The sequence below is a fragment of the Staphylococcus equorum genome (assembly GCF_029024965.1).
Taxonomy (GTDB): Bacteria; Bacillota; Bacilli; order Staphylococcales; family Staphylococcaceae; genus Staphylococcus; species Staphylococcus equorum.
This window is the reverse complement of record NZ_CP118982.1, coordinates 1,990,643-2,005,203: the sequence shown is the minus strand read 5'-3', so window position 1 is coordinate 2,005,203 and position 14,561 is coordinate 1,990,643. Positions and strand designations below refer to the sequence as shown.

The following is a 14,561-nucleotide window of genomic DNA, read 5'->3' as shown; positions in this document are numbered from 1 at the left end:
TTATAAGTTAATGTATATTGATTGTTTTATTTTTGAAAATTGTTATACAATTATTTTAATCATATTAGATAAAGGAAGTAATAAAAATGACTGAAGTTGATATAGCTGTTACGATAGCGCCAGAAAACGAACTTTCACAATCTACTATAAAAGACTTAATTAAATTTCAAGATTCAATAGAAATCATTGAACTTAGAATAGATCAGTGGGTGGATTTTGATGTGAAGCATGTGTCTAAAGTAGTAGACAATATCTATAGTTTAAATTTAGGGAAAAAAATACTCGTTACTTATCGTACTTCTTCACAAGGTGGAAGCGGCACGTTATCACAAGAAGCATATTTGAATGCATTAGCTGAAATGATCAATTTAGCACATATTGATTTAGTTGATATTGAATTTGAACCCGGGAAATCAACACAACCTTTAATAGATTTAATTGAACAATTTAAAAGCAAACAAATCCAAGTGGTATTGTCCTATCATGATTTTAAAAAAACACCGGCATTAGAAGCTTTAAAACATCTTTATTTTAAAATGCATCAACTTGAACCAGATTATTTAAAAGTTGCAGTAATGCCTCATGAAAAACAAGATGTGCTTAATTTATTAAGTGCGATGTCAGAAACGTCTGATTCAGTCACTCAACAAGTAATAGGCATTGCAATGTCAAAATTGGGTGTTATATCAAGGACTGCGCAGGGATTATTTGGAGGCACTGTAACGTATGGCTGTCTTGATAGTCCTAAAGCACCAGGTCAAATTCATGTTGAAGCGTTAAAACAACAATTAAAGTTATATGAGTAGTTTGAAAATAATCTCGACCTGTCTTATAATTGAAAATAATTATCAATAGTGAAAGGGCGATATTATATGGAATTGCAGGAAGCAATAGCACAACGTCGTAGTATTAAAGTGTTCAAAAGAGATATGAATATAGACGATGCTGCTTTATATCAAGCTATTCAACAAGCTACTGATGCACCTAATCATGGTATGAGAGAGCCATGGAGAGTTGTTCATATTGCTAAAGATAGATTAGGGGATATGAGTAAACAGCTTACCAAAATCGCGTTTCCTAATCTGAAGAAAAAACAAGAAGATCATTATAATGTAGCAACAAATCTTGGGGGCATGCTAGCTTTAGTCTTAAAAGAAGATCCAAGACAAAAACAAAATTTAGAAAATTATATGGCATTTGGAGCTTTCACTCAAAATTTAATGCTTCTTCTACATGAAGTTGGCATTGGTACGTGTTGGAAAACGCCAGCATATATTTTTGAACCTGAAATGCGTGCGTTATTTGGAGTGAAAGACGATGAGAGCTTAGTCGGATTTTTATATTTAACTGATTTAGAAGACGAAGTACCACATAGAGAACGTCATCTAAATAATATAATTGATAAATTTTAACTGTCATATAATAATTGTAAAGTGGGTAAGCAGTCATTTGAATGATTGTTGAGATAAATATATAAAGGCCGCATTGAAATTAAAATTCAATGCGGCCTTTATACTTAAATGTATGCCTTAGATTTTCATCTGCAATATTTTATAATTTATTTAAATGTTTCTGCTAAAAATGATTCAACTTGTTCTGGAGATTTTGCATTTGCTGAATGTAAATGAGCTAGTTTTTCTCCATTTTTGAAAACTAACAAGCTAGGAATACCCATTACATCATTGTCAGACGCTACGTCTTCTAATTCATCACGATTTACAGTGAACCATTGGTAATCATTATATTTTTCAGTGATTGGATCAATCCACATGTCCATCGCTTTACAATCTGGACACCAGCCTGCTTCGAATTTAACAATGACAGGATTATCACTTTGTATTGTTTCTTTAAAATTGTCTGTAGAATTTATTGGTTGCATAGTATAACTCCTTTATTTTAGATATTATTAACTTTATTATAACTGACAATTAGCCATTATTAAAAAAATCAGCTTGATATTAAGAGCGTTTTAAGTAGAAATTTGATATATTAGTGTTAACTAGACATAGGAGGTACAGCATAATGATAAAATTTTACCAGTATCCTAATTGTACAACTTGTAAGAAGGCAGCTAAGTTCTTACAGGAGTATGGTGTTAGTTTTGAACCAATTGATATCGTTCAACATACACCTACTAAAAACGAGTTTAAAGATATTATTGAAGCGACAGAAATTGATATTAATAAACTTTTTAACACACATGGCGCAAAATATCGTGAGCTTGGATTGAAAGATAAGTTGAAAGATCTAACGAATGATGAAAAGTTAGATTTATTGGCTTCAAATGGTATGTTAGTTAAAAGACCGCTAGCCATTTCAGGAAATAAAGTTACAGTTGGATTTAAAGAAGACCAATATAAAGAAACTTGGTTATAAAATAAATTTTAAATTCATAATTAAATAAGTGGTTACAATAGTGATTGTGGAAACGCTTCATCTATTGCTGTGAAAACATCTGATTGCATTATGGTATCAGGAAATAGTTGCTTGAAAGCTTTTCATATGGCATCATTAATATGTAAAATCATTTAGGAGGGGATTCTTGTGGCAGTACCGAGTGAATTTAAATATTCTAAAGAACATGAATGGGTTAAAATTGAAGGAAATACAGTAACAATTGGTATAACTGAATATGCTCAAGGTGAATTAGGAGATATCGTATTCGTTGAATTACCAGAAGTCGACGATGAGATTAACGAAGGTGAAACTTTTGGTAGTGTTGAATCAGTAAAAACAGTTTCAGAACTATACGCACCTGTTACTGGGAAAGTTGTCGAGTCTAACGAAGAATTAGAAGACAGCCCAGAATTCGTAAATGAATCACCATACGATAAAGCATGGATGGTAAAAGTTGAATTAAGTGATGAAAGTCAATTAGATGAATTACTATCAGCTGAGCAATACTCAGAAATGATTGGTGAATAAAAACAAAGTATGAACTCCATGATATAGATTATCTTGGGGTTTTTTTAATGAGAATAATCTATTTTATGTGGTTTTTAGTCAAGTTAAAAGATGCATAAAGTGAGCTATAGTAAATCATAGCTTAATAGTACTAAAAAACAGTTCTTATATAAGATAATGAATATTTAATTAGATGTCTTTAAATGACAAAAATTATTTTCAATAATAAGATAAGATTAGGAATATGTAAATTATGTTTATAGTCGCTAAGTATTGTGAAGAACTAAGTAGATTGAACAACTATCAACATTTAGAGGGTGGATGTCATGACGATACTAAACCAAGTTATCATTGTCGAAGGCAAGTCAGACAAGAAGCGGGTAAAGCAAGTTATTGATCAGCCAATTGATATCATATGTACAAACGGTACTATGGGCATTGATAAAATCGATGAAATGGTTGAAACTTTATATGATAAACAAGTGTATATTCTTGTTGATTCAGATAAAGAAGGTGAAAAGATACGGAAATGGTTCAAACGATATCTCAGTGAAAGTAAACATATACGCATAGATAGACAATATTGTGAGGTTGCTAGATGCCCTAAACCATATTTATCCAAAGTACTGCGAAAACATGGTTTTTCTGTAAAAGACGCAGAAAAAGTAGCTAAAGCAAAATTAGATTATATAGCTGAAAGGGTAAGTTTATTAACATGAATGTAACAAGTGAACACCGTGCAGATGTGCACGAACATGAAGAAAAAGAAAAATATTTAATATTTGGTTATACACCAACGTGTGGAACTTGTAAAGTTTCAGAACGCATGTTAGATATAGCAAATGAAATTTTGAAACTACCAATTACAAAAATAGATTTGAATTTTCATCCTGATTTTAGCCAAGCGCAAGAAATACAATCTGTACCTGTGCTCATGTTGATGTCTAAAGGTAAAGAGCAGAAAAGAATTTACGCATTTCAATCTGTTCCTTATTTGTTAGAAAATTTAAAATAGTTATTGACGAAACATGAGTGCGATGATAGGATTAAAAATAATTAAATAAATGATACTCTTATCAAGAGTGGTGGAGGGATGTGCCCTTTGAAGCCCGGCAACCGTCTGAATCAGAAATGGTGCCAATTCACATGAAGTTACGATTAACTTTGGGAGATGAGAGAAGCGATTAATGCTTTCTCTTTTCTTCACTGAATAATAGAGGAAGCATTTTTTAATTGATAGTGTAATACAAGGAGGCAAGTGTGATGATTGAATTAAATCAAATAGTCAAAAGGTACAAGACAAAAAAACACGACGTACTAGCTGTAGATCATGTTGATTTAAACATTCAATCAGGCTCAATCTTTGGAGTAGTTGGTTTTTCAGGAGCGGGGAAAAGTACTTTAGTAAGACTCTTGAACAATCTCGAGCAACCTACTTCAGGTGACGTAATTATTGATGGAGATAAGATTGGTGATTTATCTAAATCAGATTTAAGAAAAAAACGTCAAAAAGTGAGCATGATTTTTCAACATTTTAATTTACTGTGGTCACGAAATGTATTAAATAATATTACATTTCCGCTAGAAATTGCTGGTGTTTCGCGCCGTGAAGCGAAGCAACGTGCTTTAGAACTAGTGGAATTGGTAGGACTAAAAGGAAGAGAAAATGCATATCCATCGGAATTATCAGGCGGTCAAAAGCAACGTGTCGGTATCGCGCGTGCATTAGCTAATGAACCTACTGTATTGCTTTGCGATGAAGCAACAAGTGCTTTAGATCCTCAAACGACAGATGAAATTCTAGAATTATTATTAAAGATTAAAGAAGAACGAAATTTAACAATCGTAATCATTACACACGAAATGCATGTCATTCGACGTATCTGTGATGAAGTCGCTGTTATGGAAAATGGCCGTGTAATTGAACAAGGCAAGGTTACAACTGTCTTTGAAAACCCACAACATGAAGTAACAAAACGCTTTGTGAAAGATGATTTAGACGATGATTTTGATGAATCTATCACAGATTTAATAACATTAAATGAAAATGATTATGTAGTTCGCTTGAATTTTACAGGAAGCAATACTACGGAGCCGTTAGTATCATACATAACTAAGACGCATAATATTGATGTAAATATATTGGAAGCTAATATTAAACATACGAAAGACGGTTCAATCGGCTTTTTAGTAGTGCATTTACCAACAGTAAATTCAGAAAAATTCGAAAAGTTCAAAAATGATTTAGAAGCGCAACACGTTTCAGTGGAGGTGTTAAAGCATGGGTAATTCGTTTGGTGACATACTCCGTGAGATGGTTACTATGCCAAATATTAGTTGGGACGAAGTTTGGTTAGCAACATATGAAACAATTTATATGACTGTAATAGCAACAGCGTTTGCTTTTGTTTTAGGACTGATTTTAGGTGTATTACTCTTCTTATCAGCTAAAAGTAAATCACCAGTGGCAAGAGTCTTTTATAGTGTAGTTTCATTTATCGTAAACTTATTCAGAGCGATACCTTTCATTATTCTCATACTCTTGTTGATTCCATTCACAAGTTTAATATTAGGAACAATTAGTGGACCAACTGGAGCTTTACCAGCATTGATTATTAGTGCTGCACCGTTCTATGCAAGATTAGTAGAGATCGCATTTAAAGAAATCGACAAAGGCGTAATCGAAGCGGCTTGGTCAATGGGCGCAAATACATGGACAGTAGTGAAAAAAGTCCTTTTACCAGAAGCAATGCCAGCTTTAATATCCGGTATTACAGTGACTGCAATTGCTTTAGTTGGATCAACAGCGGTTGCTGGTGTAATTGGTGCAGGTGGTTTAGGTAACTTAGCGTATTTAACTGGCTTCACACGAAATCAAAATGACGTCATATTTGTATCAACAGTTTTAATACTGATTATTGTATTTATCATTCAATTTATTGGTGACTGGTCTACAAATAAAATAGATAAACGATAAATTTTAAAAGGGGACTTTATTATATGAAAAAAATATTAAGTTTAGTTTCTGTAGTTGCTTTAGCACTTTTATTAGCAGCATGTGGCGGTGGCGGAGATGAAAAAGATAAGACAATTACAGTCGGAGCTTCGCCAGCACCGCACGCAGAAATATTAGAAAAAGCAGAACCATTGTTAGAAGATAAAGGTTATAAGCTAAAAATCAAAACGATTAATGATTATACAACACCGAATAAATTATTAGATAAAGGTGAACTTGATGCGAACTTCTTCCAACATACACCATATTTAAAAACAGAGAAGGAAGACAAAGGCTATAAAGTGGAATCAGCAGGAAACGTTCACTTGGAGCCTATGGCAGTTTACTCTAAAAAATATAAAAGTTTAAAAGATTTACCAAAAGGCGCAACAGTATATGTTTCGAATAATCCAGCTGAAGAAGGACGTTTCTTAAAATTCTTCGTAGATGAAGGACTTATTAAATTAAAAGATGGCGTTAAAACAGAAGACGCTACGTTTGATGATATTGTAGAAAATAAAAAAGACATCAAATTTAATAATAAACAATCTGCAGAGTATCTACCTAAAATTTATCAAAACGAAGATGCTGATGCTGTAATTATTAATTCAAACTTTGCAATTGATCAAGATTTAAGCCCTAAAGATGATTCAATTGTTCTAGAGAAAGCAAAAGACAATCCTTATGCGAATTTAATTGGCGTAAGAGAAGGTCATAAAGATGACGAGAAAATTAAAGCGCTAATTGATGTACTCCAGTCTAAAGAAATTAAAGACTATATCAACAAAGAATACGATGGTGCGGTCGTACCAGCAAAATAATATCAAATTTTATGAAGAATCCTTTAACCGCAACGGTTTGAGGGTTCTTTTTTATGGTTGTAAGAATTGAAAAAGGGCAGTATGTAAAAATTATCGAATATAAAGCATAAAAAACACGACCAAATTTGGACGTGTTAACTAAGTTTTACTTATTCAAGGTTGTTCATCATTTCCTTATCCATTTGTTCTATAACACTTTTTAAAGATATGGCTACGACTTAATATTTGTGAAGATACTTCTTTTATAATCTCTTCATCTTTAACAGTCTTTCTTAAAAATATGTAAAAGCGTCTAAGTTGTATAGGATTGCCATTGTGATTCGTTAACACAAAATTGCTATTTCGGTAATAATTGTCATTCCATTTTAACTCTTTCTTGTTTTTTAATTAATACGATAATAAAAAATTAAAGTTGAGAATATGAGTGTAGAGGGCTTTATTATTATGAAATAGCCACATATCATTTAAAGTAACTTATGTATATTGCAAAGATAACTAAAAATGTAGCAAATATTCCATGTACGATTAAAAGTAAATAATACTGTTTATCAGTCATGGGGGTAAAGTTGTTCCGCTTAACTCTTCTATTATTTTCCCAGCGAAATATAAAAGCCCAAAAATAAGCGTAGATAGGTATGAAAATAATCCCTAATACAATAGCAGCTAGTAAACCCATAATAAATCTCCTTTTTGCTTAAGGATATCATAAATTATATATTAGATTATCAAAATATATAAATGCGTGGGTATGTATTTTTGACGTTTGGACAATATAAGGCAATAATAAAAAACTGTAAAATATAGTTGTGTATAGCATTTATAAAGTGAATTGTAATAAATGATTGAAACATGTGATGCACGCTTATCTCTTATATTTGAAATAGTGGTCTCAGGTGAGTAAAATAAGAGAATGGAAATAGATTGATTGAGAAAAATCAGTTTAATTTTCAATGGGAGAACTAACAAATTAATGGTAAGCTTTCTATAATAATGGAAGGTTTATATATTGATTATATATAGAATCAATAAAATATCACTTTCGCTGTTGATATTTTATTTAATAGCTCGGAAGTTATGGGATGCTTTTATATCATAAATGATTTAAAAGTGATGGGACATATACTTCCGGGTTATTTTTTAGCGCATTTATCTGGATTCTTACAAGACGCATGAGCAAATGGGACTAATTTAGTGCTTGCAGAATACTTCAATACGTAAATATGTAACCGTGTCTGAGCCAAACGCTTCTGACATATAAAATAATAAGATTGTACTTAAAGAACTACAAAAAACCACCAACAAAGTTGCTTAACTTCGTCGGTGGTTTGTCTACGGTTGAAATACTATTTTAATTAAAGTACATATTTAGACTAAATCATGCTCATCTTTAATATCGCCAACTATATTTTCTAAAATGTTTTCCATGGTAATTATACCAATAGGATTACGGTTTTCATCTTCGACAAGTGCGATGTGGATTTGATGTGTTTTCATCAGCTCTAATACATGATGGTATTTAGTATTAAGACTTACTTTTAGAATATCGTTTGTAATATTTTCAAGTGTCGTTAAATCATCATTTAAAAAATCCTTAGCATGTAAGTAACCAACAATTTGAGTTGGGTTATCTCTAAATACAGGGAATCTTGTGTAATTCGCATTATTTATATAAGCTTTTGTTTCATCAACATCATTTTTAATATCGATAATTGAAACTTTGTCGAGAGCAATATAACCATCATTAATCGTCATTTCATCAAAGGCAAAAGCACGATTGATATGTGTTAATTCATTTTCAGAGATTTCTCCGCCTTCATGACTTTCTTTAATCAATAATTTTAATTCTTCTTCGGAATGATAAAGTTCACTTTCTTTAGCAGGTTGCATGCCAAACATCTTCAAAATTAATCTCGCTGAACCATTAAGTATATATATAAATGGATAAAATAATTTGTAAAACATGATCATTGGTTTAGCTATAATTAATGTGATTTGTTCGGCTTTTTGTATCGCAACTGTCTTAGGAGCCATTTCGCCGACTACAACGTGTAAATAGGTTGCAATTACGAAAGCGCTAATTAATGTGAAGACATGTATCATCGAATCTGACAAGCCTAAACTACTGAAAAGCGGGTGTAACATAAACTCGAAAGTCGATTCGCCGACCATACCGATGCCTAAAGCGGTAATTGTAATACCTAATTGACAGGCGGCTAGGTATTCATCTAAGTGTGTTACTACCTTTTGTGCTGAAAGTGCATTTTTGTTATTACCTGTTGCAAGCGAGTGGATTCTTGATGTTCGAACTTTGACTATTGCGAACTCTGAAGCGACAAAGAATGCAGTAAGTATTAATAAAATGATAAACGTGATTAAACTAATAAGGGTTCCCAAATATTAATTAATTCCTCCAATATTTTCTGATTCAATCTAAAAATGATTGAAAGTTCATTATATAAAAAATGAGTGTAGTTATCCACTATCAAGATTTACAGAGTTTAAAAAATTGAATTTGTGTTTTGTGTCATCGAAAACTTTGAGAAAGTGTATTTAAAAACGCCATCGAGCAATATCGACGGCGTTTCAAACATATATTGATTTTAATCTTTTGTAGTGCTTCCTAATTTATAACTAATAATAAAGCCACAAATTATCGTTATGATTGAAATTATCCATATTAAAATAGAATCCGGGAGGCCAGGAAATACTGCGTAAAGCGAACCTACTACAAAACCAATAATTAATGCATAGGTTAAGTAAGTATGGTAAGTCAATAAATGTTGAATGATTTTACTAGCAAATAAGAAACCGGCAATAACGCCTAAACCAACAGAAATCAATACAGGAATGGCATTAAAGTTTAGCGAAATAAATTCTGAGAGAGCATACATTACTGTACCGTATACTCCAAACACTAATAACATAAATGATCCTGATATACCTGGAAGTAACATAGCACTAGAAGCACACGCACCAGCAATAAAATATTTTATGAAAAGACCAGTTGAAATTTCTAGTGTTTCACCTGCATGCTTGTCGCCGTTATTTAATAAAGTAATAACAACAATTATAATGATACCCAATGCTACAAGAGAGTAATGTTTAACATTAAATGTTTGTTTAAATCGAGAAGTTTTTAATAAATATGGAACGATTCCTGCGATTAACCCAACAAAAAAGAACATCGTGGGTACTGTGTGTTCATTAAGTAAGTAATTAATAACTTTACTTAATAACCCAATAGCAATTACCATTCCTAATCCGATTGGTATTAAAAATTTTAAACTTTCCCAAAAACGTTTTGAAAAAAGACCACTAACAGAACGAATGAATTCATCATAAATACCGAGTAAGAGTGCGATTGTACCTCCACTCACTCCCGGAACTAAATCAGTTGTTCCCATAGCAAATCCTTTCCAAATATTTGACCATTTTATTTTTGACATGACAGTCTCCTTTTGATTAAAAATATATAAATGATAATAGCATAAAAGTAAGCATGATAATATTAAAAGCAAAATAGAAAAGATTATTGTTTATCACATATAAATGAACTGAGACTCTAATTTAAAAGAATATAGGTATTGAGAACAAAGATGATATTATTATCAGTTACAAAAATTAAAGAATCCCTATCGAAAATGATTGTGTTTTAATAACGATTTTAATTTAGCTCCTGAAAAGGTTTATATTCGAATATAACTACGTTATAATTAGAAGATGTAAGAAAGGCTCAGTCTTTTGACTGTAGATTAAAATTATTATAAACTAGATAAGAAAAACATATCATATAATACGGAGGGAATATGTATGCCATCAACATTAGAAATTAAAGACCTACATGTGTCTATTGAAGATAAAGAAATTCTTAAGGGTGTTAACTTAACAATTAACACAGACGAAATACACGTTGTAATGGGACCAAATGGTACTGGTAAATCAACATTATCATCAGCAATCATGGGACACCCTAACTACGAAGTAACGAAAGGTGAAGTTTTATTAGACGGTGTTAACATATTAGAACTTGAAGTTGACGAACGTGCAAAAGCTGGACTTTTCTTAGCTATGCAATATCCGTCAGAAATCACTGGTGTTACAACTGCAGATTTTCTACGTTCAGCAATTAATGTTAAACGTGGAGAAGGTAATGAAATTAACTTGATGCAATTTATCAAAAAATTAGATAAAGAAATGGATCGTTTAGATATCGATCAAGATATGGCGCAACGTTATTTAAACGAAGGATTCTCTGGCGGCGAGAAAAAACGTAATGAAATTCTTCAATTAATGATGTTAGAACCAAAATTCGCAATTTTAGATGAAATTGACTCTGGTTTAGATATCGATGCTCTAAAAGTAGTATCTAAAGGTATCAACTTAATGCGTGGCGAAGAATTCGGTGCATTAATTATCACTCACTATCAACGTCTATTAAACTACATTACTCCAGACCATGTACATGTTATGTATGCGGGCAAAGTGGTTACTTCAGGCGGACCTGAATTAGCAAAACGTTTAGAAGAAGAAGGCTATGATTGGGTTAAAGAAGAGTTCAACGCTCAATAATAAGTCTCAAATCATATGAAAACATTAATTTAGATGAAGATTTAAGGTTTTGATTTATACCAATGAATTAAATCATACAATCATCAAATGGGAGGAAAAAATAGTATGACGACTGAAACTTTGAACATTTCTGAAGCTCAACTTGTTGAATATTCACAAGCCCATAATGAACCTTCTTGGTTAACTGAATTACGTAGAGAAGCGTTGAAATTAACTGAAACTTTAGAAATGCCAAAACCAGATAAAACAAAAATTAACAAATGGGATTTCGATTCATTTAAACAACATGAAACAGTAGGTAATGTTTATGAATCAATTGAAAATCTACCTGCAGAAGTAAAAGAAATTATTGATGTAGAAAACACAGAGAACTTAGTAATACAACATAATAATACACTTGCTTATACAAAGGTTTCTGATTCTGCAAAAAACGATGGCGTAATCATTGAAGGATTATCAGATGCGTTGAAGAATCATCCTGATTTAGTAAAAAAATATTTTATGAATGACACAGTAACTGTTGATGAACATAGATTAACAGCATTACACACAGCGCTTGTTAATGGTGGTATGTTTGTATATGTACCTAAAAACGTAGTGGTTGAACATCCAATTCAATACGTTGTTTTACATGACGATGCTAATGCAAGTTTCTATAATCACGTTATTATTGCTACTGAAGAAAGTGCAGAAGTAACGTATGTTGAAAACTATTTGTCAAATGCAAGTGGTGAAGGTAACCAACTTAACATCGTTTCAGAAGTAAGTGCTGCTGCAAATTCGAAAATCACTTATGGTTCAGTAGATTATTTAGACAAAGGCTTTACAGGTCACATTATTCGTCGCGGTATGACAGAAGCAGACGCAACAATTAACTGGGCATTAGGACTAATGAATGAAGGTAGCCAAATAATTGATAATACTACTAATTTAATTGGTGATCGTTCAGAAAGTGAATTAAAATCTGTTGTTATTGGTACGGGTAGTCAAAAAATCAATTTAACGTCTAAAATCGTACAATACGGTAAAGAAACAAACGGATATATTTTAAAACACGGCGTTATGTTAGAAAGTGCTTCAACAATATTTAATGGTATTGGCTACATTAAACATGGTGGCGCTAAATCAAACGCGCAACAAGAATCACGTGTACTCATGCTTTCTGAAAAGGCACGTGGGGATGCGAATCCTATTCTGTTAATAGACGAAGATGACGTAGAAGCAGGACATGCAGCATCAGTAGGTCGTGTAGACCCAGAACAACTTTATTATCTAATGAGTCGTGGTATTTCACGTCGAGAAGCTGAACGTTTAGTTATTCACGGCTTCTTAGATCCAGTTGTACGTGAATTACCGATTGAAGATGTAAAACGCAAATTACGTGAAGTAATTGAACTTAAAATTAATAAATAATTAACGATATTAATTACGTTAAAGACAGTAGTAATTCAATTGTTAGGGATGCGAATAATTTTTGTTAAGTACTTTTTAAATTTGAATTAAAAGTAGCCTTCCTAACTTTACTAAGGTCTGATTATAGATTTTTAATTAAGAAAGGTCTGTGGATAATTTGACCGAATCATTAAATGTTAGTGAAATTGTAAAAGATTTTCCAATTCTTAAGCAGCAAGTACATGGTAATAGACTAGCTTATCTAGATTCTACAGCAACAAGTCAAACGCCTACTCAAGTGATTGATGCGATTGATGATTACTACAAACGATATAACTCTAATGTGCATCGTGGTGTTCACACACTTGGTTCATTAGCAACAGATGGTTATGAAAATGCACGTGAAACGGTAAGACGTTTTATAAATGCGAAATACTTTGAAGAAATTATCTTCACACGTGGTACTACAGCATCAATTAATATTGTTGCACATAGCTATGGCGATGCAAATGTTAATGAAGGTGATGAAATCGTTGTTACTGAAATGGAACATCATGCTAATATCGTTCCTTGGCAACAACTAGCGAAGCGTAAAAAGGCAGAATTGAAATTTATTCCATTGACAGAAGATGGAGAATTAGCGATTGAGGATGTTAAAGCAACTATTAATGAAAAAACAAAAATAGTTGCTATAGCGCACGTTTCCAATGTATTGGGCACTATAAACGATATCAAAGCTATTGCCGAAATAGCGCATGATCATGGTGCAATTATCAGTGTGGATGGTGCACAAGCTGCCCCTCATATGGATATAGATATGCAAGACTTAGATGCTGACTTTTATAGTTTTAGTGGTCATAAAATGCTTGGTCCAACGGGTATAGGTGTTTTATATGGTAAACGCACATTGTTAAATAACATGGAACCGGTTGAATTTGGTGGAGATATGATAGATTTTGTTGATAAATATGAAGCTTCATGGGCAGATTTGCCAACAAAATTCGAAGCAGGTACGCCACTGATTGCACAAGCGATTGGCTTTGCAGAGGCTATAAAATATTTACAAAATTTAGGGTTCGAAGCAATTCATCAACATGAAGCAACGTTAACACAGTATGCTTATGACAAAATGTCAGAGATAGAAGGTATCGAGATATATGGTCCAGCAAAAGATCGTCGTGCTGGTATCATTACTTTCAATATGACTGATGTTCATGCGCATGATGTTGCAACTGCGGTTGATACTGAAGGTGTAGCTGTTCGCGCAGGGCACCACTGTGCTCAACCACTAATGAAATGGTTAAAACAATCTTCTACAGCCCGTGCAAGTTTTTACATTTATAACACGAAAGAAGATATTGACCAATTAGTTGAATCCTTGAAACAAACGAAGGAGTTTTTCTCATATGAATTTTAATAATTTAAATCAGTTGTATCGTTCAGTGATTATGGATCATTATAAAAGCCCTAGAAACAAAGGTACTTTAGATAATGGATCTATGACAGTAGACATGAACAATCCAACGTGTGGGGATCGTATTCATCTTACGTTTGATATAGAAGATGGTTTTATCAAAGATGCGAAATTTGATGGAGAAGGCTGTTCAATTTCAATGTCTAGCGCCTCAATGATGACCGAAGCGGTTAAAGGCAATTCGTTAGCTGATGCCATGAAAATGAGTCAAGAATTCTCAAAAATGATGCTTGGCGAAGATTATGAAATCAGTGAAGACATGGGAGATATCGAAGCACTGCAAGGTGTTTCACAATTTCCTGCAAGAATTAAATGTGCCACGTTAGCTTGGAAAGCCTTAGAAAAGGGTACAGTTGAAAAGGAAGGCAATGCAGGAGACTAATTCGAGTCGAACCATTGACATTGT

16 protein-coding genes and 1 riboswitch are annotated in these 14,561 nt (G+C 32.6%); of the genes, 13 read left to right on the top strand and 3 right to left on the bottom strand.

The annotated features are described in order from the left end of the window. Positions 1 to 86: 86 nt before the first annotated feature. Together aroD and PYW44_RS09625 are read left to right on the top strand one after the other, a co-directional pair. Positions 87 to 806, top strand: coding sequence for a type I 3-dehydroquinate dehydratase (gene aroD / locus PYW44_RS09630; protein ID WP_021339859.1), 720 nt, complete (start codon positions 87 to 89; stop codon positions 804 to 806). Between the two features lie 66 nt (positions 807 to 872). Next, a complete protein-coding gene (locus PYW44_RS09625) occupies positions 873 to 1,412 on the top strand; it encodes a nitroreductase family protein (protein WP_021339858.1) in 540 nt (179 codons plus the stop codon). 146 nt (positions 1,413 to 1,558) lie between these two features. Here the strand turns inward: PYW44_RS09625 and PYW44_RS09620 are convergent, their stop codons facing one another. Further along, entirely contained in the window at positions 1,559 to 1,879 is a 321-nt protein-coding gene (locus tag PYW44_RS09620; protein WP_002508192.1) for a thioredoxin family protein, read from the bottom strand. Between the two features lie 143 nt (positions 1,880 to 2,022). Between PYW44_RS09620 and PYW44_RS09615 the strand changes: the two genes are divergently transcribed. The 7 genes from PYW44_RS09615 to PYW44_RS09585 all read left to right on the top strand — a co-directional run bounded on the left by PYW44_RS09615 (position 2,023) and on the right by PYW44_RS09585 (position 6,720). After that, the gene (locus tag PYW44_RS09615; RefSeq protein ID WP_002508191.1) at positions 2,023 to 2,376 is read left to right on the top strand and encodes an arsenate reductase family protein; all 354 of its coding nucleotides are present in this window, start codon (positions 2,023 to 2,025) and stop codon (positions 2,374 to 2,376) included. 168 nt (positions 2,377 to 2,544) lie between these two features. Then, positions 2,545 to 2,925, top strand: coding sequence for a glycine cleavage system protein GcvH (gene gcvH, locus PYW44_RS09610; protein WP_002508190.1), 381 nt, complete (start codon positions 2,545 to 2,547; stop codon positions 2,923 to 2,925). A 305-nt stretch (positions 2,926 to 3,230) separates the two neighbouring features. After that, positions 3,231 to 3,623, top strand: a complete 393-nt coding sequence (locus tag PYW44_RS09605; protein WP_002508189.1) for a toprim domain-containing protein — start codon at positions 3,231 to 3,233, stop codon at positions 3,621 to 3,623. Then, positions 3,620 to 3,919: a thioredoxin family protein gene (locus PYW44_RS09600; RefSeq protein WP_021339857.1), complete on the top strand. Its 300-nt coding sequence runs from the start codon at positions 3,620 to 3,622 to the stop codon at positions 3,917 to 3,919. Before PYW44_RS09605 ends, PYW44_RS09600 begins: the two co-directional genes overlap by 4 nt. Positions 3,920 to 3,974: 55 nt before the next feature. Continuing rightward, positions 3,975 to 4,082: riboswitch (SAM riboswitch) on the top strand. A gap of 85 nt (positions 4,083 to 4,167) precedes the next feature. Further along, positions 4,168 to 5,193 carry a methionine ABC transporter ATP-binding protein gene (locus tag PYW44_RS09595; protein WP_021339856.1) on the top strand — a complete coding sequence of 342 codons (1,026 nt, stop codon included), beginning with the start codon at positions 4,168 to 4,170 and terminating at the stop codon, positions 5,191 to 5,193. Then, positions 5,186 to 5,881 carry a methionine ABC transporter permease gene (locus PYW44_RS09590; RefSeq protein ID WP_002508186.1) on the top strand — a complete coding sequence of 232 codons (696 nt, stop codon included), beginning with the start codon at positions 5,186 to 5,188 and terminating at the stop codon, positions 5,879 to 5,881. The genes PYW44_RS09595 and PYW44_RS09590 overlap by 8 nt, the downstream gene beginning before the upstream one ends. A gap of 23 nt (positions 5,882 to 5,904) precedes the next feature. Then, a complete protein-coding gene (locus tag PYW44_RS09585; RefSeq protein ID WP_002508185.1) occupies positions 5,905 to 6,720 on the top strand; it encodes a MetQ/NlpA family ABC transporter substrate-binding protein in 816 nt (271 codons plus the stop codon). 1,365 nt (positions 6,721 to 8,085) lie between these two features. On the opposite strand, the gene PYW44_RS09580 is transcribed toward PYW44_RS09585, so the two are convergent. Both PYW44_RS09580 and popT read right to left on the bottom strand, forming a co-directional pair. Then, positions 8,086 to 9,114, bottom strand: coding sequence for a hemolysin family protein (locus PYW44_RS09580; protein ID WP_021339853.1), 1,029 nt, complete (start codon positions 9,112 to 9,114; stop codon positions 8,086 to 8,088). Between the two features lie 206 nt (positions 9,115 to 9,320). Then, the gene (gene popT, locus PYW44_RS09575; RefSeq protein ID WP_021339852.1) at positions 9,321 to 10,166 is read right to left on the bottom strand and encodes a polyprenyl-phosphate transporter PopT; all 846 of its coding nucleotides are present in this window, start codon (positions 10,164 to 10,166) and stop codon (positions 9,321 to 9,323) included. A gap of 364 nt (positions 10,167 to 10,530) precedes the next feature. Here popT and sufC point away from each other — a divergent pair, with 364 nt between their 5' ends. The 4 genes from sufC to sufU all read left to right on the top strand — a co-directional run bounded on the left by sufC (position 10,531) and on the right by sufU (position 14,537). Then, positions 10,531 to 11,289 (top strand): Fe-S cluster assembly ATPase SufC, encoded by a 759-nt coding sequence (gene sufC / locus PYW44_RS09570; RefSeq protein WP_115076022.1) that lies wholly within the window; start codon positions 10,531 to 10,533, stop codon positions 11,287 to 11,289. Between the two features lie 105 nt (positions 11,290 to 11,394). Next, on the top strand, positions 11,395 to 12,702 hold the full coding sequence (gene sufD, locus PYW44_RS09565) for a Fe-S cluster assembly protein SufD (RefSeq protein WP_021339851.1): 1,308 nt from the start codon (positions 11,395 to 11,397) through the stop codon (positions 12,700 to 12,702). Positions 12,703 to 12,859: 157 nt separating this feature from the next. Beyond that, positions 12,860 to 14,098: a cysteine desulfurase gene (locus tag PYW44_RS09560; protein ID WP_031266114.1), complete on the top strand. Its 1,239-nt coding sequence runs from the start codon at positions 12,860 to 12,862 to the stop codon at positions 14,096 to 14,098. Then, positions 14,088 to 14,537: a Fe-S cluster assembly sulfur transfer protein SufU gene (sufU, locus tag PYW44_RS09555; RefSeq protein WP_021339849.1), complete on the top strand. Its 450-nt coding sequence runs from the start codon at positions 14,088 to 14,090 to the stop codon at positions 14,535 to 14,537. Before PYW44_RS09560 ends, sufU begins: the two co-directional genes overlap by 11 nt. Positions 14,538 to 14,561: the final 24 nt, after the last annotated feature.

What these genes read in the sequence shown, in the direction of transcription:
- sufU (WP_021339849.1), top strand. Translation starts at nt 14,088, where the DNA reads ATGAATTTTAATAATTTAAATCAGTTGTATCGTTCAGTGATTATGGAT.
- PYW44_RS09595 (WP_021339856.1), top strand. Translation starts at nt 4,168, where the DNA reads ATGATTGAATTAAATCAAATAGTCAAAAGGTACAAGACAAAAAAACAC.
- PYW44_RS09590 (WP_002508186.1), top strand. Translation starts at nt 5,186, where the DNA reads ATGGGTAATTCGTTTGGTGACATACTCCGTGAGATGGTTACTATGCCA.
- PYW44_RS09605 (WP_002508189.1), top strand. Translation starts at nt 3,231, where the DNA reads ATGACGATACTAAACCAAGTTATCATTGTCGAAGGCAAGTCAGACAAG.
- PYW44_RS09615 (WP_002508191.1), top strand. Translation starts at nt 2,023, where the DNA reads ATGATAAAATTTTACCAGTATCCTAATTGTACAACTTGTAAGAAGGCA.
- PYW44_RS09620 (WP_002508192.1), bottom strand. Translation starts at nt 1,879, where the DNA reads ATGCAACCAATAAATTCTACAGACAATTTTAAAGAAACAATACAAAGT.
- sufD (WP_021339851.1), top strand. Translation starts at nt 11,395, where the DNA reads ATGACGACTGAAACTTTGAACATTTCTGAAGCTCAACTTGTTGAATAT.
- PYW44_RS09585 (WP_002508185.1), top strand. Translation starts at nt 5,905, where the DNA reads ATGAAAAAAATATTAAGTTTAGTTTCTGTAGTTGCTTTAGCACTTTTA.
- PYW44_RS09625 (WP_021339858.1), top strand. Translation starts at nt 873, where the DNA reads ATGGAATTGCAGGAAGCAATAGCACAACGTCGTAGTATTAAAGTGTTC.
- aroD (WP_021339859.1), top strand. Translation starts at nt 87, where the DNA reads ATGACTGAAGTTGATATAGCTGTTACGATAGCGCCAGAAAACGAACTT.
- popT (WP_021339852.1), bottom strand. Translation starts at nt 10,166, where the DNA reads ATGTCAAAAATAAAATGGTCAAATATTTGGAAAGGATTTGCTATGGGA.
- PYW44_RS09600 (WP_021339857.1), top strand. Translation starts at nt 3,620, where the DNA reads ATGAATGTAACAAGTGAACACCGTGCAGATGTGCACGAACATGAAGAA.
- sufC (WP_115076022.1), top strand. Translation starts at nt 10,531, where the DNA reads ATGCCATCAACATTAGAAATTAAAGACCTACATGTGTCTATTGAAGAT.